This window comes from Vibrio sp. SNU_ST1 (genome assembly GCF_030563405.1).
Lineage (GTDB): Bacteria > Pseudomonadota > Gammaproteobacteria > Enterobacterales > Vibrionaceae > Vibrio.
Genome location: NZ_CP130749.1, coordinates 1,219,553 through 1,240,571, shown reverse-complemented (window position 1 = coordinate 1,240,571; position 21,019 = coordinate 1,219,553). Strand labels below are relative to the sequence as shown.

Genomic DNA, 21,019 nt, shown 5'->3' with positions numbered 1-21,019 from the left:
GACTGGCTTTGTTGACTCTATATCTACTTGTTGACGCTAAGCGTTACTTGTTAGCAACGTTGCCTAGCTTCAGCCATGTGTCGATAACCGTATCTGGATTCAACGAAACAGAGCTGATGCCTTGCTCCATTAACCACTCAGCTAGGTCGTCGTGGTCAGATGGGCCTTGGCCACAAATACCCACGTACTTACCTGCGTTAGCTGCTGCATCGATTGCCATTTTCAGCATCGCTTTAACCGCTGGGTTACGCTCGTCGAATAAGTGCGCAACGTCACCTGAATCTCGGTCTAGGCCAAGTGTCAGCTGTGTCATGTCGTTTGAACCGATAGAGAAGCCATCGAAGTACTTCAAGAACTCATCAGCCAAAATCGCATTGGATGGCAGCTCACACATCATGATGACTTTCAGACCTTGGTCGCCACGGCGTAGGTTAAACTTAGCCAGAATGTCGATAACCGATGCTGCTTCGCTCGGGGTGCGCACGAATGGGATCATGATTTCAACGTTCTTCAGTCCCATCTCGTTACGAACGCGTTTTAGTGCTTGAGTTTCAAGCTCGAAACAGTCTTCAAATACTGGAGAGATGTAACGAGATGCACCACGGAAACCCAGCATTGGGTTTTCTTCATGTGGTTCAAACGTTTTACCGCCAACAAGGTTGCTGTACTCGTTCGACTTGAAGTCAGACATACGTACGATCACACGCTTAGGCCAGAATGCAGAAGCGATTGTCGCGATGCCTTCCGTTAGCTTGCTTACGTAGAAATCGATCGGATCTTTGTAGCCACGAATGCGCTGGTTGATTTCTGCTTTGATCTCATCCGTTTGCTCATCGAAGTTCAACAGAGCTTTAGGGTGAATACCGATCATCTTGTTGATGATGAATTCAAGACGAGCAAGGCCAACACCTTCGTTCGGGATTTGAGCGAAGTCGAAGGCGCGATCTGGGTTACCCACATTCATCATTACTTTGGTTGGCAGCATTGGTAGCTCATCAACCTCAGAACGTTTGATCTCAAAATCGAGTTCACCGTTGTAAACGTAGCCTGTTTCGCCTTCTGAGCATGACACTGTTACGGTGTTGCCGTCATTCAGGCTGCTTGTCGCGGTACCACAGCCAACAATTGCAGGGATACCGAGCTCACGAGCAATGATTGCCGCGTGACAAGTACGGCCACCACGGTTTGTCACAATAGCAGACGCTTTCTTCATCACAGGTTCCCAGTCTGGGTCTGTCATGTCGGTTACTAGTACATCGCCTTCTTGAACCAGTGACATTTGGTCTAGAGAGTCAACTAAGCGAACAGGGCCAGAACCGATACGTTGACCGATAGCGCGGCCTTCAACTAAGACATCCGCCTTGTTGTTTAACTCGTAACGCTCGATAACGTTTTGGTCGCTTTGAGAACATACGGTTTCTGGACGAGCCTGAACAATGTACAGCTTGCCGTCGATGCCATCTTTTGCCCACTCAATGTCCATCGGACGCTGGTAGTGCTTCTCGATGATCATCGCTTGTTTCGCTAACTCTTTGATCTCTTCGTCGTTCAGTGAGAACTCGTTACGCTCTTGAGTATCGGTGTCGATGATATCAACTTGCTTGCCGATCTCTTGATTGGTTGAGTAGATCATCTTGATCAACTTAGAACCAAACGTTTTTTTAACGACCGGGTAGTGACCTGCTTCTAGCATTGGCTTGTGAACGTAGAACTCATCTGGGTTCACAGCGCCCTGTACAACCATTTCACCTAGACCCCAAGAAGAGGTGATGAAGACCACTTGGTCGAAGCCTGATTCAGTATCAAGAGTGAACATGACGCCTGAAGAGGCTTTGTCTGAGCGAACCATGCGCTGGATACCCGCAGACAGTGAAATACCTCGGTGGTCAAAACCTTGGTGTACTCGGTAAGAGATAGCGCGGTCGTTAAACAGTGAAGCGAAGACGTGTTTGGTCGCTTCGATAACCGCATCGATACCTTTCACGTTAAGGAAGGTTTCTTGCTGGCCTGCAAAAGAAGCATCTGGAAGGTCTTCTGCCGTTGCCGATGAACGAACCGCAACAGACAATTCTTCGTTGCCTTCAATCAGTTCGCGGTAGTTATCACGGATGTCTTGCTCTAGTGATTCTGGGAAGGGTGCATCTAGAACCCATTGTCGAATTGTTGCACCTGTCTTACGCAGTGCGTCAACGTCTTCAACATCAAGTTCATCAAGGAGTTGGTGAATGCGCTCATCAAGACCTTTGTAGTCAAGAAAGTTATTAAACGCATAAGAGGTGGTAGCAAAACCATTAGGTACTGATACGCCAGCGTTGGCTAGGTTAGAGACCATCTCTCCAAGTGAAGCATTCTTACCGCCGACTTTGTCGACATCTTCCATGGAAAGGCCATTGAACCATAGGGTGTTATTTTGCATTTATTTCTCCAGAAACATAGCAAGCATTGTAGGGATTTAAAGGCAAACGATTACGTGTCAGTTTAAAAAAATGTAAATTATTTTCTAAAGCTGTGGGGGACGTAATAGTCAGCAGGGTTTCGTTATATATATTATGGTTCCCATCCTACTCAAAATAATTTTAAACATTAAATAAAAAATGCAAATTGATATCCAAAGTCGTGATGTATTCTATGTTTCTGATGGAACGGCCATAACATGTGAGACTTTAGGGCATGTTGTTCTAGGTCAATTCCCATTCGAAGCTAATGAAAAAACCTTCCCGTTTGTCGAAAGTGAAGACAAACTTTCTGAGTTATTGAAAGAGATCGAGATTTCATATCTAGCAACAGGGCATGAGCCTTTGGTGTTCTTCTCGATTGTGATTCCGGAGATAAAACTTAAGTTATTAGATGCGCCTGCGCATTGTTATGACGTGTTAGAGAGCATCGTGCAGAAAGTGCAAGATGATACGAAAATGGCGCCTAAACCGAAGCTGCAGCGCTCACGTAGTGTTAATAAAGATTCAGTGAAGTACTTCGACCGTATTGCTGCGATTGAATACACGTTGGCTCATGATGATGGCATCACGCTGAAAGGGCTGGAAGAAGCCGATATCATCTTGTTGGGTGTTTCTCGAAGCGGTAAAACCCCAACAAGCTTGTACATGGCAATGCAGTTTGGTTTGCGAGTAGCAAATTACCCATTCATCCATGATGACATTGCTCGCTTAAGGTTGTTACCGGAGTTTGAGATATATCGCCATAAGTTGTTTGGTTTGACGATTGATGCGGAAAGGCTGACCGAAATTCGAGAGAACCGTTTAGCAGGCAGTGAGTACGCTAGTGACTCTCAATGTTTGTATGAGCTGCAAACGGTAGAAGGTTTGTTCAGACGTGAAGCCATTCCATACATCAACACCTCGTCACTGTCTGTTGAAGAGATTTCGACACGAATCTTGGAACGTACAGGGTTGAGAAGGCGCTTGTTGTAGAAAAAGACAATTGAGTCATAAGAATCGAAGCTCGTACGGACAATGGTTCGGAGAGCTTCGATTTTTCTTTTAGCTGGTTGTTAACTGTTAACGACTCAACAAATTAGCGAAGCAGCATGATGCTAAGCGTTTTGCTTTGTTTTTCGATCCAATGTTCAAGTGCTGGTGGCCAAGCAATACTTGGTTCGACACAGAAACCGCGAAGCATTGAGAAATAAAGAGCTTGATCAACCAAAGGTAGCGATGATTCACCATTCTCTAGCTCCAATAGAAGCTCTGCATCTTTCAGTAATGGGTTAATCAGCTGAACGTATTGTGGGGTCTTTTCTAAGAGCTCTTCAAAGTTAAAGCCTTCGGTCTCTTTACTGATACGCCAAGCTTCTTTGGCTCCAGCCGAGCGATATTCAGCCAAGTCGAGGTTCCACCAACGTGGGCGTCCAATCTGTTGAGTTAGAGGGAAAGAGCGGGTTTGGAAAAGAGTAGCCTGCTCTGAAGGTTCACGTTGCTCATCATTTGATTTCAAATCCATGAAATAAGCAATGATGTCTAGGCTTTCGGCCATGATAGAACCATCGTCTTTTTGTAATACAGGCACCATTTTTTTACCGATCAGATCGATAAGGGTTTGGGCGTCATCATAATCCACAGAAACAAGTTCGATGTTCAAGCCGAGATATTGAGCAATGTAGGCAACTCTTGCACAGAAAGGGCAGTGGTCGTAAATGTAAAGCTTCATAGCTTCCCTCATTTATGGTCATTACAAGTATAAGATAATGCTAATATACCAGAAACTGCCGCTGACAATAAGCGCTAGCTCAAAATCAGTATTTGGCAATAATAAGTATGTGGTGTCGTTACCCTTTGACAAATTGATTGTTCGTTGGATTCGATTTTACTGTGATGAGTAAACTAACGGGAGGGCGGAGAGGAATTTCAGGCACAAAAAAGGCTCTGGCTGCTCACTCTAATGCAGAAGAATGAAGTCAGCCAAAGCCTCAATTTTGTTACCTTTAGCAGAGTGACTACTAAAAGAGCGGAGCGGTTAAACTATGCTTTTTTAAGGTCTTTTGCTGGGTAAGTAAGCGTCATTATTGCGCCTTCTACTGTTGTAACATGAACGTAGCCACCACCAGCACTTAGGCCAATTACTACCATTTCACCTAGCTCAACACCTTTTGTTGCAACAACGCGATCATCAACTGAAAACACTTTACACACCTTCAATAAAATAAATAAATACGACAGATATCGAACGAGGATTTAAACAGATGGTACCTCAATCAACTAATCCGGTTATTTGTCGTAAAGATTAAATTTGGTTATGTATAAATAGGCATTTCTTAAAAATCAGTTGGTTAAGCTAGCAGTGATGTTATTTATCGGCAGGATAAACGACACCAACTTGTTGACGCATCTCCGTAATTAACTTGGCAACGGTTAAAGCACGCAGTTGGGCTTGAGCTTGTGTGTTTTTGTCACCAGCAATGCAGTTTGCAAAGGCTTGGGCCTCGTAACTCATGGAGTTTTCGCTTTGTGCTTGAGTAAGGTTTTCTACCGTGCCATCACGATAGCAGATCTTAACGTCGGTGCATTCTGCAATGTGATCGATGATGATCGCTCCCTGTTCGCCTTGGATCTCGCTTGGTGCGTAAGAGTCGCTGACTTTAGAGTGCGCAAGGGTTACATCAAATTCTGGATACTGGAAGATCGCACAACCATGCGCATCCACACCTGAGTCAAGTAGCTTTGCCGAAGCCTGCGCATTCTCAGGTTCACCAAACAGAGCAACAGTCGCGGCTACGCAGTAGAAGCCAATATCGACTAATGAACCGTTAGAGAAAGCTGGGTTGAAGGTGTTTGGGTTCTCTCCGTTTAGGTATTTCTGGTAACGTGATGAAAACTGACAGTAGTTGATGTGCGCTTTATGCACTTTACCTATCTTTTTTAAGCCGAGCTGAACTTGCTCAAAGTTCGGTAGAAACTGAGATTTATACGCTTCAAACAGCACCACACCGTTCTTCTGAGCGACCTCAAACATGTGTGTTGCTTCTTCAATATTCGATGCGACAGGCTTCTCACAGATGACATGCTTGCCGTATTCCATCATCAAGATAGATTGCTCGCAGTGCAGTGAGTTTGGTGAAGCGATGTACACGGCTTCAACTGTGTTGTCATTTGCCAATGAGTCGAGTGAGTCATACGTCGTTTCAACGTCAAATTCTTGGGCGAACTGTGCCGCGCTGTCTAAGTTCCGTGAATAAACTGCAACCAATTGCATCGATTGTGATTCATGAGCAGCTTGAACAAATTTCTGTGTAATCCAATTGGTTCCAATTACAGCGAACTTAATCATAAGGTATCCAATAGTTAGTATATTAATTCTATGAAGATAGTAGCACTCAATGGCTAGCATTGTTTCTGAGATTTGCGGAACAATTCCCTAAAATTTTTTGCCTAATATTAATATGAACTCGTCCATACCTGAGCATGCGGAGCTCCGTAATAAAGTCTTTTGTTGTGCTGGTTAGGAGGTGAGAGGTGCAGGTTAGTTTCAGAGAACGATTGTATTCTCTCAATTGGTGGTTTATTGGAAGTGTTTTAATATAAAAGATTCAATATCCAAAGAATGAAGATCTATTGATTATATTTTCTCGTCAATTCTTAAGGAATATTATACAAGTTGAATAGCTGTGCAATTGTATTTATATGCAGTCGCGTAATTAACCTATGGTGCTTTAATATCATTGTGTTTAGTAATCGATAACATTTTAAGACAATAAAATGTTATCGATTGGGACCAATTTACGTTACAGAGTCACGAAGTTGAACATAATTGGAATAATGAACAACATTTGTTTTAGATTGGTTCGAATTATGAGAAATAGGGGGGTTACTTTTGTTGATATTTATATTAATTTCTTATGGGTTAAATTATTAGTGGGTGTTTTTTACTGTGAAGTCTATCATCATTTCGTTGGAGCGAAAGTCAGAGCGATTTTTATCTAGCCAAGAACAACTTTTAAATATTAAGAAATTAGAAATAGAAAAGCTGAGTGGCGTTGATGCTAGCTTATCTAAAGACCACCCTTTGATGAATCGTTATGATGAAGCAGCCTTTTATGCATTGAATGGAAGGGTCGCTGTTCCTGGTGAAATCGGTTGTTACAGTAGCCACTATTTGGCATGGGAAAAGTGTATTGAACTAAATCAGCCGATTATTATCTTTGAAGATGATGTAATGGTTGATGTTGATGTATTCGAAAAAACGGTCCAACACGCCAGTGAACATATTGAAGAGTGTGGTTATATTCGGTTAGAAAATTATTCTAACAAAAGAGAGTATAACTATGTTGTTGAAAACCTAGATGACGAACAAAGTCTAGTGCGACATATTAAAACACCGCTATGTATGACTGCCTATATGATCACCCCTCATGTGGCAAAAACATTTATAGAAAAAAGCGATCGATTCCTCTACCCAGTTGATGTCTTCATTAGAAATGTATGGCTTCATAAACAACCAACTTATGGTGTCTCTCCTGCTGGTTTAACTGGAGGGGCTGCAGACTCTGTGATCGGAGAAAGAACATTCCGTATTAAAAAATCACTCCGTATTAAAACTCTAAAATTCTTAAGTAAGTTTAGAGATGTCGCTATGAATGGTTTGTTCAATTTGACCTATACCGTAATAATCAAAAAAAGCAGACCTAAAATGTTTAACGGCTTTTGATCGTTTTTTATCTGATTGATTTTACTTCATTCGTTTAGAACGAACCAAGATTTAGATATAAGAACAGCTCCCAATTGGGAGCTGTTCTTCGTTATCGTGTCATGTAATTAGTGGCATCAAGTTCTAGCTCGAAAATTTTGTTAAAAGAGTAGGACGGTGCACAGCTAAGCTATTTTTGCTAAGGTGTTATTGAATTTAAAAGGTAGTGATATGCAAATCCGGAACGCCAAGGTAACTGATATTAGCTCGATCTTAGAGCTCTCTATGCAAATAAATCGTCAACATCATCTTGGTGCTCCTATGGTATTTGCTCCCGCTTCTCATGGCTTGGCTGATAGTGAAGAATATTGGTTGGGATTGATGCTTGATCCGGTTGGCACTTTCTTAGTTGCGGTTGACGCTCAACAGGTTGTTGGCTTCTTGGCGGGGAAGGTAACGCAGAATAAAGGGGTAAGCTTCATTCAGTCCCACAAAATAGCACGAGTGAATACGATTGTGGTAAACGATCAGGTTCAGAGTCAAGGCGTCGGCAGAGCGTTGATGAAGTCGTTTAATCAGTGGGCGCAAGCAAGCGGTGCTATTGAGCTTAGGTTAGAAGTGATGGAGTTTAATCAGCAAGCTAAGGGTTTCTATGAGTCGTTAGGCATGGAAACTCAATCACGAACCATGTCCATGCGCTTTGAGGAGAGCTAAAGGTGCGTCTATTGTTGCCTTTATCACTGTGTTTACTGTTTGTCGCTTCGAGTGTGCAAGCTGAAAAGGTTGTGGTTGAAAAGATAATTTCTGACGCGACGGCAATCGAAACCATTGTATTCGAGTCGAAACCTGCTCACTCTCAGCGTGTCTCAACGTCTTCTTCTAACTCAAGCTCTTCAGTGATCTCAAATTCCAAACATGTGATTATTGTGGATGATGTTCTTAAAAGTGGTTCTGATGAAAAGGTTGCTCAGCTTTCTCAAGGTTCACCTAAACGTCCCCCTCAAAGCTCTTCTGAACAGTTTTACACTCTAATAGGTCCCTCTTCTGAGGCAGACTCTCTGTCGCAAGTGGTTACTTTAGTCAAAGTTGATAAATCGAAACGTAGAATGTACCTACTTAAGGGTGATGAGGTCATTCAGGAGTTTCGTATTGCATTAGGCAAACAACCGAAAGGGCATAAACGTTTTGAAGGAGACAACCGAACACCTGAAGGGGAATACCAGCTCGATTATGTGATGGAAGAATCGGATTTTCACCGCTCGGTACATATCAGCTACCCGCAACCTTCGGATATGCAGTGGGCTGAAGAAAATGATGTCGACCCTGGAGGGAACATCAAGATCCACGGTATTAAAAATGGTGAGCGTCGTTCACCGAGCTTTATTCAAAGCTTTGATTGGACGGATGGTTGTATTGCACTAACCAATCAAGATATGGATGAGTTCATCCAACTCGTAAAAATGGGCACCCCTATCCATATCGAATGGTAGATATTGGCACCCATTTCCAGAACTCTTTTTATAGAGTGACTTTAAACCTCCTCAAGCTCGTTATAGTAAAACTCGCCCTGCACTGAATGTTGCAATCACGATCAACAATGCAATGGTGACAGGCTTAAACTTCGCTCCACCAAATCTCTCGAATAGTTTAGAACCCACATAACCGCCAAACATGCTGCTTGGTAAGAGTGCTAGAGTAAGCCAGACCACATCACGATCGACTAATCCAGCGATAGATGCCGATACAAACGCACTGGAATCTGCCAACACAAAAAATGCAATCAGGCCAGCTCTGGCTATATGCGGAGCAACTGGGCTTGCCAATGCGTGTGTGCCAATCGGAGGCCCTGACATTGAAGCTGCGCCGTTCATTATTCCAGCAAGGCTACCTAGAATATAGGGAGCAAATCTAGGCTCTCTTTTATACTGGAACCCTTTGTAGATCATAAGTGCAGACGCAAAAATGAAGGCACTGATGATCAAGATGATCGTGTCTTGGCTAACGGATTTTAGCAGAAGTAGGCCGACCGGAGTGAAGGCCAAACAAGGGACAAATACCTTTGAAACCCAGCGCCAATTTACATGATGTTTAACCTTCGGCAGTAATTGGATATTGCCTAACAGGTCGATTAGCATGAAAACGGGAACTAGTTCGATAACAGGCACGAATAACGCACTCAATGGCAGTGCCACTAAGGTGAAACCGAAACCTGAGAAGCCACGAACAATAGCGGCAAAAATGAAGATTGTACCCAAAATAGGGAAGGTTGGACTAAAGATGAGATCCATAAATTAAGTAACCAATGAAGCTGTCTAAATAGAGCGAGCGATGAAACCAAGCGAGTAGCGGAATGTACTCCTACTCACTTGTGTTTGCTACTTAATTTTATGGTTTCCCGAGAGTTAATTTTAAGGCATCCCGGGAGTTTATTTTAAAGTTTATCGGGGCTATTTTGCGGTATTTACGAGCTCAATTTATAGAGTTGAACTGATTCGGGAAATCAGTAAATACAGCATCCACTTTTGATAGAAGTTTGAAGCGAGACGGATCATTGACGGTGTAGCACCATGTTTGAATGTTTGCTTCGTTGAGAGTGTCAAGATCGCTCTGATCAACGTGTTCATAGTTCATGTGACAGCTGAACGCTTTGACCTCATTGATGAGCATAAGATCATCATGATTCAGTTGCTCTGTGATTACACCGACACGGTATCTAGGCAAATGATGAGCCATTTCAGCAACGACTTGATGGCTGAAGCTTGAAAGCAAAACTCTGTCGGTGTCTAGATTTGAATGAATCAACTCGGTGTGCAGCAAATCAACGACATGAGGTGCTTGATGTCGGCTATCGACTTTGACCTCTAGGTTGACGCTGAGATTATATTGCTCAACAAGCGCGAGCAACTCTTCCAACGTCAGTATTTTTTCTCCAGCGAACTGCTCAGACTTCCAACTGCCAAAATCGAGCTGACGCAGTTCAGCAAGGGTGTGTTCATCAACTCGACCCTTGCCATCGCTGCAGCGCTCAAGCGTGTGGTCGTGACAAACGACCAGTTGGTCATCCTGAGTGGGCTGAATATCAACTTCAATCCATTTCAAGCCGAGTTTCGCCGCTTGTTCAATGCTTGCTTTGGTATTTTCTGGGTGAGTACCTGCTACACCTCTATGACCTACGATGATAGACGACATAATTAATCCCTCTTGAATGCGCATCGTAAATATTTATTAAATATCACTTTTCCTGATTACGCCAGAGTAATCGTTAAGCCGAATAGCCGTGATGTGACTCTGCCAATGAAAGCAGTCGATTGGATTTGTCACTCATTGTGATTATCACCTATGAAAAAGCCTCTCGATGGAGAGGCTAAGAATAAGGTTCGATGTGGAAACAGTTTTAGTGTGCGATGTCCAATTGGTTGTCTTTCACGCCGTTAATGCGAAACCAACCCGCGATACTGAATCGCTCTGTGTTTGTCGGTAGTACCTCGTGTGGGAACTGTTCAGACAAGAACACAAATAAGCGGCCTGACTTTGGTGGAATAGTCGCGATGTGGTTGTCTTTTAGATCGTAAACCACGAGCTCCCCTGCGTCTTCCTCAGACCATTCGTCATTCATGTAGAACACGGTAGTCAGGCGGCGGTTTTCGTTGCCTTTAAAGCAGTCTAAGTGCTTCTGGTAAAAGTCACCTTTTTCGTATTTTGCAAAATGCGCTTCGTATTCGAACAGACCTAAAAAGAACGCTTGGTTTGCCTCTAAACGAATTTGTTCCATTTTGTCTAGGAACAGAGACGCTGGTTCGCCCATATCACGGCGTACCCACTGAATTTTGTCACTACGAATCGTTGCTTCTCGTGCTACGTCATCGTTACGGCCGATCCTAGCCTTTTTCCAGTTCTCTGGAATGCAATCCCTCAATGCCACTACTTCTTCGTGAGTTAAGAAGTCATCCCAAACAAAGTAACCTTGGGTAGAAAGAGCATCGATAAGTTGGTTCATGTATAGCACTCAGACAATAAATTAGAGGCGCATATATAGTCCGAATAACTCAGGTCACCAAATCACGTGTTTTGTCGTTACGATAAATAGTGCTGAGCGCTTAAAGCGTAAGGCTTGTTGAGCAAGGTTTTCTGTAATGTGAGCATTCGATAATGCTGAAAAATATCGAAACAAATTGATGATCATCTTTGGAATCTGTACCCATTGTTCTGAGTTTAATTGGATTTGAGTAACATTGGATTTGAGTAATGTAGTGGATACCAATGGAAATCTTGATGCGAGCTATCTATCCGGTTTTAGACTGTTGTTTTTAACAAAATAGTCACAATTGGCCGTGAGTTTGCTATGGTGTAGGTCTGACCAGTTGTTTTATCTCAAGGAGTGGGTTTGCAGCTGCATACCATTAAAGGCTACATCCAAGACATGTACTTGGTGGAGTATCCCGACAAATTACTCTTGCTTGATGGCGCGTGTCGAGCCGACATCCCGCATTTGAAGGATTTCATCGAAACCGAGCTGATGCGTGATTTTGCTGATTTACATACGGTTGTGGTTACACACATGCATCCAGACCACGCAGGGGCCGCGCACAAGCTCAGAAAGCTGACGAATTGTAATTTGGTGGCAGCAAACCGAGATAAGGATTGGTACCACGGCATCGATGGCATATTGATGCATTTGACCGATCTCGCATTGGCTCGATGGATGGCGAATCGATTGGGCAAGCCTAAAGCAAATCTGTGGTATTCAAGAAAGTTAAAGCCGGACTATAAGCTGTCTGATGGGGATAGTATCCCGGGGTTTGATGATTGGTTAGTTCTAGAAACACCAGGTCACACCGACAGAGATCTTTCCGTTTATTGCCCATCTCACAGTGTCGCCTATGTTGCGGATTTAATAGTTGAGGTCAAAAAAAAGCTGATTCCGCCTTTCCCTATTTTTCATCCCAATAAGTACCGAGAGTCGGTGTCTCGTATCTATGAAATGCAGGTCGACACCTTGCTGGTGGCGCATGGGGGACAAGTGAATTTGAGTGAGCAAGCGTTTGAACATCTGCTGAAGAGTGCGCCAAGAAGGCCAGTGACACATTGGCGAGTGACTAAAATCAAACTTAAAGGTTTGGTTAAATCTGTTTGGCGATTTGGGTTTAAAGACAAAAAAAATCGCCACAAATAATTAAGGCCAGTCTCAAAGACTGGCCTTAATTAATGCGCGTTGTTGACTCACTATTTGAGCTGTGGAGCAGTTCAATTAGTGAGAAATTAGAAATTCACCCGCAGGGTCAACAATCACTTTGTCACTCATGCCTTGACGACCAAGCAGCATCATATAAGTCATATCTTGACGGTTGCTTAGTGTGATATCGATAGGCCATTCCTGACCGCCGATTTTTAGCATGGTTTCAATCACACAACGGTGTTCAACTTCGCCGTTAGATGATTTGATTCTTTTACTCGTTTTCAGCTTCGCTTTGCAGCGCACTGTCTCTTCTAGGTGGTAAACGTCTGGGTGAAGATCGAACTCAACGAAGTTTTCACCATCTGTTTTTACACATAGTAGATTGTCTACGTGTAGAGAAGAGGTTTGAGCCCCTGTATCAACACGCGTATGTAGTCCAGTTATCCCTAACTCTGGTAAGCAAAGTGCTTCTGTATTCCCTATGATCATTTTATTGTTCATGTTTTTTCCAATCATGAGTAAACGGCGTTTAATCAGCCTTTGCCACGAGTACGGTTAGCGTTTGGTTTTGCATTTTTCTCGATGAATCCGAAAATCATGTCTGCTACATCTTTACCTGTCGCTTTCTCGATACCTTCTAGGCCTGGAGAAGAGTTCACTTCCATTACAACAGGGCCATTCTTAGATTGTAGAATATCGACACCACATAGGTTTAACCCCATGATTTTAGCTGCATTGATCGCTGTAGCGCGCTCTTCTTTGGTTAGTTTAACTAGTTGAGCTGTGCCGCCACGGTGTAGGTTAGAGCGGAATTCGCCCTCACCAGCTTGGCGCTTCATTGCTGCAATAACCTTGTTACCCACAACAAAACAACGGATGTCTGCGCCATTAGCTTCTTCAATGAACTCTTGAACCAAGATGTTCGCTTTTAGGCCCATGAATGCTTCGATAACGCTTTCAGCTGCTTTGTTTGTTTCTGCTAGAACCACACCGATACCTTGAGTGCCCTCAAGAAGCTTGATAACCAGTGGCGCGCCACCTACGTTTTTGATCAAGTCTTGAATCTTGTCTGGGCGGCTAGCGAAACCTGTTTTTGGTAAGCCAATACCTTTACGAGACAACAGTTGTAGTGAGCGCAGTTTGTCGCGAGAACGACTGATTGCTACTGACTCATTGATACAAAAAGTGCCCATCATTTCGAATTGGCGAACAACCGCAGTGCCGTAAAAGGTAATGGAAGCGCCAATACGTGGAATAACAGCATCGTATTGAGGTAGCTCTTCACCCATGTAGCGAATCTTCGGATTGTTACTCGCGATATCTATATCACAGTGCAGCGTGTCGATAACATCGACCTGGTGACCACGAGCTTCTCCTGCCGCTTTTAAGCGAGAAGTAGAGTATAGATTTTCGTTGCGAGAAAGAATTGCGATACGCATGGCGTTTCCTTAGTTAATACCTGATTGGTAACTGCAAATAAATTAGTTGTTAGCTGAGCTTTCAGTTTTTCTGAGGCTCCTTGCTTGCTTCGGGGCGAACCTTAAGGCTTTTCGTTTAACTAAGAAAACGAATTAAATTTGTCGAGTCGACAACAGAAAGTTATCGAATGGGTGAGTGATTGGTACGGCAGGGTTGAGAGGGTGTTTGGGATGGAAAAGCGAGTTGAGACCTAACTCATATTGGGGGTAGGAGCATATTAGGTTGTACTCAACTCGCGTTAACTCGGTGCTAAAAAGTGTACTAATAACGCCAGTTACATAGCTCTATAAGTGTTCGTAGTGCTTCTCTTTCGAGCTTGCTACAGGTGCTTTTTAACTTATTAAGATAGTATTTTCTCATGATGATTACTTCTCTTGTATTAGGCTTTGGTAGGAACTCGTCGTTCCTTGCTGACCCATTAATTATGGTCATTTAATAGGAAGTAATAAACAGATGGTTTTTTATTAAGTTGTTCCTGTTTTTGTCTTTTATCGTAACTTTATGGCCAATGTGTTTTATAATGGGCCTTATGAGGAAGGGTTGTTTCTAAAAAGGTTCATTATTTGTCTGATTTAAACATGATGCGTTACTACACAAGGCTAGATTCGTTCGAGCCTAATCTCTCACATTCGGTTACCTTGACTGAGGTTGCAGACAAGCTGTTCACCAGTTTGCGCCATGCACGAACCTTGTTAGGTAAAATGCATCAAGCTGAATGGGTGGTGTGGGAGCCAAAAGTCGGCAGGAATCAACGCTCTAGTCTGACCTTACGTTTTAGCCATCAAGAATTGACTCAACATGTTGCTAGTAAATTGATTGAGCAGGGCAAATACGAAAAAGCACTGTCAATTCTAGACAATGACCGCGCTGTATTTGGCTCTCTCCTCCAAGAAACCTCTGGCGCGACGATGCGTGAAGGGCTACTGCACGTTCAATTAACCTATAAACGTAAGTTTGAAGACCTATTCCCACACCATATTCACCGTAGTAGCGAACGATTTTTGATCAGGCAAGTGTTCAGTTGCCTCGTCACTTGTAATGGCAAGGGCGAGTTGAAGCCTGAACTGGCGCACCATTGGGAATATGATGCTGAAAAGTTGGTTTGGACTTTCTATTTGCGCCCTGGCCTAACTTTCCACGATGGCCAACCCGTTGACGCCAAACAGCTAGTTTCGTTGTTTACCGCTTTACAACCGCTACCTTTCTATCAGACAGAGTTAGCTCATGTTGCTTCGGTTTACAGTGAGCAGCCGTTAAGGATCAGCTTTCAACTGACCAAAGCAGATACCGGCTTCGCGGGCTTACTTGCTGGCGTTAAGTATTCGATTCAACCTGCTGCGCAAGTGACCCGTGAGCCATCGACATTAAATTCGGTGTCTCATGCCGTGATTGGAACCGGCCCCTTCAAAGTGGTTGAGAGCAATAATGAACGTATCAAGCTCGCGGCATTTGAGCTCTATTATGGTTGTCGTTCTTTGACTGATGAGGTGACCATCTGGCAGTTTGAAGAGTCGATGACAGGCAGTGCTCGTTTCGACGACAGCCAAATGCAGGTGTCGCCTTATGAAGATTCATCTTGTTTTCATCAACTCGGGAAAAGTGATGCGAAGCTGGTATCGGCTGAAACTGATGGCCTTCGTAGCCGAGTTGAAGATGGCTGTTTGTTTATCCTTTTCAATCAGAATTCAGCGGCTAGTCTGTTAACTGATGAGCAGCGTAAGTACATCGCTGGTATAGCTAACCCACAAGCGGTACTGTCTCAACTGGAACAAAACCAAGGTTTGTTCAGTGTTTCTTTTGCTCAGAATATATTGCCAAGTTGGCAGAAACTGTATCGAACCCCTCCGAAAGAGACGCAATTGCCGAAAAAGATGAGCATCGCTGTTTATAACTATTACGCGCTCTATCGATGTGCTATTTGCGTATCAGACATACTCAAACGATATGGTGTGGAAGTTGAGGTGAATACCTACAGCTTTCGAGAACTGGCACAGCTCTCTCAAAGTGGCGATTTAAAAGAAGACTTGGTGTTGTGTAACCTCAACCTTGATGACAATGCCCCTTCTTCATTGTTCTCGTGGTTGATGAATGACCCTGTTTTGCACTCGGCACTAGGAGAGATGAACAGTGATTGGCTCAAACAGCGCTTAGATCATCACAAAGCATCCGTTGAACTACCGAATTACTTGGCAGAGTTGGAGCCCGTTGCATCCACGTTGATTTCTGATTATTGGCTAGTGCCTATGTTCCATCACCTACAAACTGTACGTTTCCAGGGGATTCTAAAAAACGTGGCCATCACCAACTGGGGATGGCCAGACTTCAAGAATGTATGGTCAGCTGATTAGTTTCAGTCGCCTAGCTTTTATTTGGTAAAAGTAATATCTCTTCATGTGTTCAAACTTAGGATATGTCAAAATTGTTGTTTAAAATCTTGGTGCTATATCGTCATGAGCGTTCTACTCACTCTTCAGAGATCTGGTGCTAAATTGGTTATTACTTATAGTGGTATTTTATGACAAATGTATTTGAGCAGGCAGCTAAAGAGTTGTTAAGTCGTCGCATAGCGGGAACTAAAGCGCCAAGGTTAAGCGAGCGGTACCGCCCAACCAGTTTAGATGATGCGTTAGCAATTCAAGCAGCAATGGTTGACCTTCACCGCAGTAACGTTGGTGGTTGGAAATGTCTGTTGCCATTGAGCGAAGAGAAATTGATCGTTGCGCCTATTTTCGAAGATAGCGTTCAGTTTGGTTCTGAATGCAAGGCTTTTACGGATAACGGAGTAGTTCGTATTGAACCTGAAATTGCTTTTGTCCTGGTCAAGCCTTTACCAGCAAATTCCAATGGTTACACTGAAGAGCAAGTTAATGAGGCTATCGGTTCGTGTCGCATGGCTTTAGAGCTTATTCAATCCCGCTTTGCTGATGATAGTGGCGTAGAGTTCTATGAAGTATTGGCCGATGGCTTAGCTAATCAAGGTTTGTTTCTTGGTCCTGAGCTGAGTAAAGAGAGCGCTTTTGCAGCGGCGAACTTTGAGATTGCTATTACTCAAGGTGAGAAAGTGCAAGCCTTCTCTGGAAAGCACCCAAACTCACTACCACAAACTCCTATCTATTGGCTGATTAACACCATGACTCAACGCGGTGTTAGCTTCGAAGCGGGTGAGACCATTATTACCGGGTCATATTGTGGTGTTGTTGAAGTCGAATTCGATAAACTAACGACAGTACGTTATGACGAGCTAGGCGAATACCAAGTGACGTTCAAACAAAAGTTATAAAGCTTGTTATCTAATTGATCTGTTACCCACATGATCTGTTATCTAAAGGCTGCTTACTTGGTTAGTAAGTAGCCTTTTCTATTATGTAATGTTCAATGGTATGCTTATTACCTTGCATTAAATTGGGCGTTTAGACGTCTAGACGTTGACAAGCCTTAAGTGTGACATTAGTCTGCTCATCTTCCTGTTCTATTGCGTTGATGTTCCATGTCCAATTCAAAAAATTCTAATGTGGTAATTGCCCCTTCGGCAGTTGCGCTTATCCCTCTGATCGTGTTCCTAGCGCTGTTTATTGGCGTAGGTACGTACTTGTCACTGCAAGGCGTCGATTTTGCTTTCTATCAGCTTCCAGCTCCGATTGCGGCTTTGCCTGCAGTGATGCTAGCGTTGTTGCTAAGCAAAGATAAATTGAACCGTGCTATCGAACAGTTCTTAGGTGGAGTAGGTCACAAAGACATTATCGCAATGTGTATGATCTACCTATTGGCGGGTGCTTTTGCGGCTGTGGCTAAAGCGTCTGGTGGCGTTGATGCGACCGTAAATCTTGGTCTATCGGCGATTCCGACAAGCATGATTCTACCGGGTATCTTCCTAATTTCTGCTTTCATCGCGACAGCAATGGGTACGTCGATGGGTACCATCGCTGCGGTTGCACCTGTGGCGTTAGGCATTGCAGATTCAGCAGGCATGAGCATTCCACTAACCGCTGGCGTGGTGCTAAGTGGTGCTATGTTTGGTGACAACCTTTCTATTATATCTGATACCACGATTGCCGCGACACGTTCGCAAGGCTGTGAAATGAGAGACAAGTTTAAAGAGAACATCCGTATCGCACTTCCTGCTGCATTGATTGCGATTGTTATCTTTGCTTTCAACAGCACGGCAACTCAAGTGCCTGAAACGGGCCCAATTGAATGGCTCAAAGTACTGCCGTACATCACTATCCTGATTCTTGCGGTATCGGGCATGAATGTATTCGTCGTGCTGACGATTGGTATCTTACTGGCGGGTGGCGTGAGCCTAGGTTCTATTGATAACTACGGTATGACGGATTACGCTAAAGATATCTATGCAGGCTTCGGCAACATGCAAGAGATCTTCTTACTGTCGATGCTGATTGGTGGTTTGAGTGAGCTAATGCGTCGTCAAGGTGGATTGGCGTTCTTGACTAACTTAGTAAGTGGTGTGATTCGTACGTTTGGCTCTTCACACTCTAAGCAAGCGAATGGCCGTGCGAGTGAGCTAGGTATTGCTGGCTTGGTATCAATGGTGAATCTATGTACTGCAAACAACACAGTAGCGATTATTGTGTCTGGTAGTGTGGCTCGTCAATTAGCGGAAGAAAACAATGTGTCTCCGCGTCGCTCAGCAAGCTTGTTGGATATCTTCTCTTGTGTGATTCAAGGCGTGTTGCCTTACGGTGCTCAGGTATTGCTATTAGGTTCTGTATTCAACCTATCTCCGTTAGAGATTGTGTCTAACTCTTACTACTGTTTTGCTCTTGCAGTCGTGGCTGTGGTTGCTGTGTTTATCAAACACCCGGCACGCCAAGTGGTAACGCTTAATAGCAACTGACCAAACTTAGTTATCACTGATTTTGATAAGAAGGCTCCTGACTAGGAGCCTTTATTATATATGGCGAATGAATTACCATGATTTCAAATTATCATCGATACTTATTGAGCTATCGACGCTATGTACTCAGTTATTAAAATGGAATTTTGATGCTCGCCATTCCCCTGCCATTTGTTGCATCTCTGCTGTTATGCGTCACGGCCGTTTTGCTTCGATATCGTTACCCACAAACAAGCCAAAAACCATTTTGGTTTATTATGTTGTGTGCGTTGATGATCACTGTCGTTGGGCTTCGTTGGACGTTTGATATTGCACTGTTCCGTTTCTTACAACCGGTTCTAGGGGCAAGTGTACCTGTGGCGGCATGGCTCTGCTTTGTAGGAGCTCATCGAAGTAAACCTTTATCCCTTTTGCATTGCTTGGGCCCTGTGGTTGTTCTGGTTGGCTCCTTTTTTTATTCGCATATTTGGGATGGAACGATTGATCTGTTGTTGATCTCATTGTACCTCGGCTATGGCTGCTTGCTGTTGAAGTCATCATTTAACTTTCCCGAGCACGTCAGGCTGAGTGATGTATCGAATGTGTTGTATGCTGAGAGTACGGCTGGTATAGCCTTACTGTTTTCAGCTCTCGTGGATAGCATTATCTCGTATGATATTTTGCTGCTCAACGCACAGCACACCGACTTAATTCTGTCTATTGGTTACCTAGTTCTTATTCCCGCAATTGTTGGGGCTGTAGTCGTTGTGAGTACTAGCACTGCACCGATTCAGGAACAAAACCAACAGCAGAGTGAACTGATAACGCCAAGCTATTCTCCTGAAGACATTGGTGTATCTGCGGCATCGTCGACAAGCTTAGAAGTCGATGAAGAAGTTACGCAGATCGTCGCTAAGTTTGATGCATTAATGAAGGATCATCAGGTGTTCAAAGATCCTGATTTGTCCCTCAATGGAGTGGCGAGAAAGCTAGGTATCCCAGCTCGAAAAATATCGTCTGCGGTTAACCAAACTCATAATGAGAATATTTCGAAGGTGATCAATGCCTATCGAATTGAGCACGCTAAGACTCTCCTGAAGCAAAGTGATGAAGCGATAACTGACATCTTCCTTAGTTCTGGCTTTCAGACCAAGTCCAATTTCAATCGAGAGTTTTCAAGGATAACTGGGCAAACTCCGAGTGAGTTTCGAAGCTCGCCATAAGTGTTAGATTGAGTGTGTTTGCTTTCCGTTTATCAGTTCAGAAAACTAACGATGTCGCTTAAGAACAATTGATGCAGCCTGTCGCGTGATGTACCAACGCCATCTTTACAGATAATGCCATCGCCCGGAACTTCCTCTTCAAGTATTGGTATTGCCCCAGATTTACAGCTTTGAATGAAGCTGAAATGGGTAGCGCTTTCATAGAGCTTATAGCGTCTTAAACTAAGAGGCATGTGCTCAGCAATGTAGCCAGACTCTAATGCCTGAGGTAGATCCCCAATATCAATCCCAGCCGCCAATATTAAGGTTGGCACTGTAATGTCATTTAAGCTGCCGACTGAGAAGCTGCGAGCAAGCCCCAAATCAAGGCTAACCACGCGCTGTATTCGAGGGTCTGAAAGGTCTTTATTGCTTGGTTCTGGGGGTTGGACTTGTGATAGCCCTAATTCATCTGATAGTCCACAAGTTCGTGGGTTCTGGTATACCAGACAATTGGCCTCAAAGGTTGGTCTATCCAATTTAGCACCAGCTAATTGCATTACGGTCCAACCACCTAGTGAGTGCCCGATTGCGGTAACATTGTTGGCGTTAGCCGAATTGTTCCACGGAGTTTCGGATAACAAGTAGTCCAGAATACGTGACATATCTTGTGGTCTCTCCCACCATTTCGCCGCTTGCTTCGGGGATTGGTCGAAAGAAGTGGTTCCCGGATGGTCAGTGGTCGCTACGATGTAGCCACGACTCGCAAGTTCGGTCGCCAACCAGTTTTGGTTTCGCCAGTTACCACGATAACCATGCGATATGAGGACGACTGGAAATTTACCTGATTGGATCTCAGCATTTTTGATGACTTGCGTACCGATGAAGGCTGGATTATCGCCAATTAAGGTTGTGTCTGATGCATCTTGTGTGGGATACCAAATGGCAGTGTTTAGCGGGCGATTAGGATCGTCAGTTAAGGAGACTTGAGTGAACCCGACATCGGAAGCGATGGCTGAACTGCAAAGGAATAGTAGGGATGTGAACAGTAAATGTGTCCATTTCATGGTTTAACTCCAATTTAGGTGATTGGAGCTAATATGCGCTAAAGCCAGTGAGGGCGAGACCTCAAACACGATCGAGGACGCCCTAAATCGTGTTTGAGTACAAAACTTAGCTATTTGGGAAGAG

The 21,019-nt window shown here is 43.8% G+C and carries 19 protein-coding genes; 9 read left to right on the top strand and 10 right to left on the bottom strand.

What is annotated here, in order from left to right:
• Positions 1–43: 43 nt before the first annotated feature.
• Positions 44–2,416 (bottom strand): phosphoenolpyruvate synthase, encoded by a 2,373-nt coding sequence (ppsA, locus tag Q5H80_RS19735; protein ID WP_304569818.1) that lies wholly within the window; start codon positions 2,414–2,416, stop codon positions 44–46.
• Between the two features lie 178 nt (positions 2,417–2,594).
• On the opposite strand from ppsA, the gene Q5H80_RS19730 reads away from it, so the two are divergent.
• Positions 2,595–3,428 carry a pyruvate, water dikinase regulatory protein gene (locus Q5H80_RS19730; protein ID WP_304569817.1) on the top strand — a complete coding sequence of 278 codons (834 nt, stop codon included), beginning with the start codon at positions 2,595–2,597 and terminating at the stop codon, positions 3,426–3,428.
• Between the two features lie 103 nt (positions 3,429–3,531).
• Here the strand turns inward: Q5H80_RS19730 and grxB are convergent, their stop codons facing one another.
• The 3 genes from grxB to Q5H80_RS19715 form a co-directional block, all read right to left on the bottom strand.
• Positions 3,532–4,164 carry a glutaredoxin 2 gene (gene grxB / locus Q5H80_RS19725; protein ID WP_304569816.1) on the bottom strand — a complete coding sequence of 211 codons (633 nt, stop codon included), beginning with the start codon at positions 4,162–4,164 and terminating at the stop codon, positions 3,532–3,534.
• A gap of 311 nt (positions 4,165–4,475) precedes the next feature.
• Positions 4,476–4,637, bottom strand: a complete 162-nt coding sequence (locus tag Q5H80_RS19720) for a hypothetical protein (RefSeq protein ID WP_009846296.1) — start codon at positions 4,635–4,637, stop codon at positions 4,476–4,478.
• 163 nt (positions 4,638–4,800) lie between these two features.
• Positions 4,801–5,781: a Gfo/Idh/MocA family protein gene (locus Q5H80_RS19715; protein ID WP_304569813.1), complete on the bottom strand. Its 981-nt coding sequence runs from the start codon at positions 5,779–5,781 to the stop codon at positions 4,801–4,803.
• 600 nt (positions 5,782–6,381) lie between these two features.
• On the opposite strand from Q5H80_RS19715, the gene Q5H80_RS19710 reads away from it, so the two are divergent.
• From Q5H80_RS19710 to Q5H80_RS19700, 3 genes are all read left to right on the top strand, one after another.
• Positions 6,382–7,158, top strand: a complete 777-nt coding sequence (locus tag Q5H80_RS19710) for a glycosyltransferase family 25 protein (protein WP_304569812.1) — start codon at positions 6,382–6,384, stop codon at positions 7,156–7,158.
• A 210-nt stretch (positions 7,159–7,368) separates the two neighbouring features.
• A complete protein-coding gene (locus tag Q5H80_RS19705) occupies positions 7,369–7,851 on the top strand; it encodes a GNAT family N-acetyltransferase (RefSeq protein WP_304569811.1) in 483 nt (160 codons plus the stop codon).
• Between the two features lie 2 nt (positions 7,852–7,853).
• Positions 7,854–8,627, top strand: a complete 774-nt coding sequence (locus Q5H80_RS19700; RefSeq protein WP_304569810.1) for a murein L,D-transpeptidase family protein — start codon at positions 7,854–7,856, stop codon at positions 8,625–8,627.
• Between the two features lie 60 nt (positions 8,628–8,687).
• Here the strand turns inward: Q5H80_RS19700 and Q5H80_RS19695 are convergent, their stop codons facing one another.
• From Q5H80_RS19695 to Q5H80_RS19685, 3 genes are all read right to left on the bottom strand, one after another.
• Positions 8,688–9,425, bottom strand: coding sequence for a sulfite exporter TauE/SafE family protein (locus tag Q5H80_RS19695; protein ID WP_304569809.1), 738 nt, complete (start codon positions 9,423–9,425; stop codon positions 8,688–8,690).
• Between the two features lie 181 nt (positions 9,426–9,606).
• Positions 9,607–10,326, bottom strand: coding sequence for a glycerophosphodiester phosphodiesterase family protein (locus Q5H80_RS19690; RefSeq protein WP_304569808.1), 720 nt, complete (start codon positions 10,324–10,326; stop codon positions 9,607–9,609).
• 205 nt (positions 10,327–10,531) lie between these two features.
• Positions 10,532–11,134, bottom strand: a complete 603-nt coding sequence (locus tag Q5H80_RS19685) for a 2OG-Fe(II) oxygenase (protein ID WP_017108287.1) — start codon at positions 11,132–11,134, stop codon at positions 10,532–10,534.
• Between the two features lie 387 nt (positions 11,135–11,521).
• Here Q5H80_RS19685 and Q5H80_RS19680 point away from each other — a divergent pair, with 387 nt between their 5' ends.
• Positions 11,522–12,310, top strand: a complete 789-nt coding sequence (locus Q5H80_RS19680) for an MBL fold metallo-hydrolase (RefSeq protein ID WP_304569807.1) — start codon at positions 11,522–11,524, stop codon at positions 12,308–12,310.
• 75 nt (positions 12,311–12,385) lie between these two features.
• Here the strand turns inward: Q5H80_RS19680 and Q5H80_RS19675 are convergent, their stop codons facing one another.
• Both Q5H80_RS19675 and rimK read right to left on the bottom strand, forming a co-directional pair.
• Positions 12,386–12,814 carry a RimK/LysX family protein gene (locus Q5H80_RS19675; RefSeq protein ID WP_004733090.1) on the bottom strand — a complete coding sequence of 143 codons (429 nt, stop codon included), beginning with the start codon at positions 12,812–12,814 and terminating at the stop codon, positions 12,386–12,388.
• A 32-nt stretch (positions 12,815–12,846) separates the two neighbouring features.
• On the bottom strand, positions 12,847–13,752 hold the full coding sequence (rimK, locus tag Q5H80_RS19670) for a 30S ribosomal protein S6--L-glutamate ligase (protein ID WP_010428457.1): 906 nt from the start codon (positions 13,750–13,752) through the stop codon (positions 12,847–12,849).
• Positions 13,753–14,355: 603 nt separating this feature from the next.
• Here rimK and Q5H80_RS19665 point away from each other — a divergent pair.
• The 4 genes from Q5H80_RS19665 (at position 14,356) to Q5H80_RS19650 (ending at position 19,849) form a co-directional block, all read left to right on the top strand.
• Positions 14,356–16,140, top strand: a complete 1,785-nt coding sequence (locus tag Q5H80_RS19665) for an SgrR family transcriptional regulator (RefSeq protein ID WP_304569803.1) — start codon at positions 14,356–14,358, stop codon at positions 16,138–16,140.
• A 167-nt stretch (positions 16,141–16,307) separates the two neighbouring features.
• On the top strand, positions 16,308–17,072 hold the full coding sequence (locus tag Q5H80_RS19660; RefSeq protein ID WP_304569802.1) for a hydratase: 765 nt from the start codon (positions 16,308–16,310) through the stop codon (positions 17,070–17,072).
• Between the two features lie 207 nt (positions 17,073–17,279).
• On the top strand, positions 17,280–18,647 hold the full coding sequence (locus Q5H80_RS19655; RefSeq protein WP_304569800.1) for a Na+/H+ antiporter NhaC family protein: 1,368 nt from the start codon (positions 17,280–17,282) through the stop codon (positions 18,645–18,647).
• 146 nt (positions 18,648–18,793) lie between these two features.
• Positions 18,794–19,849 (top strand): AraC family transcriptional regulator, encoded by a 1,056-nt coding sequence (locus Q5H80_RS19650; protein ID WP_304569799.1) that lies wholly within the window; start codon positions 18,794–18,796, stop codon positions 19,847–19,849.
• A 32-nt stretch (positions 19,850–19,881) separates the two neighbouring features.
• On the opposite strand, the gene Q5H80_RS19645 is transcribed toward Q5H80_RS19650, so the two are convergent.
• Positions 19,882–20,895 carry a serine aminopeptidase domain-containing protein gene (locus Q5H80_RS19645; RefSeq protein WP_304569798.1) on the bottom strand — a complete coding sequence of 338 codons (1,014 nt, stop codon included), beginning with the start codon at positions 20,893–20,895 and terminating at the stop codon, positions 19,882–19,884.
• Between the last annotated feature and the right edge of the window lie 124 nt (positions 20,896–21,019).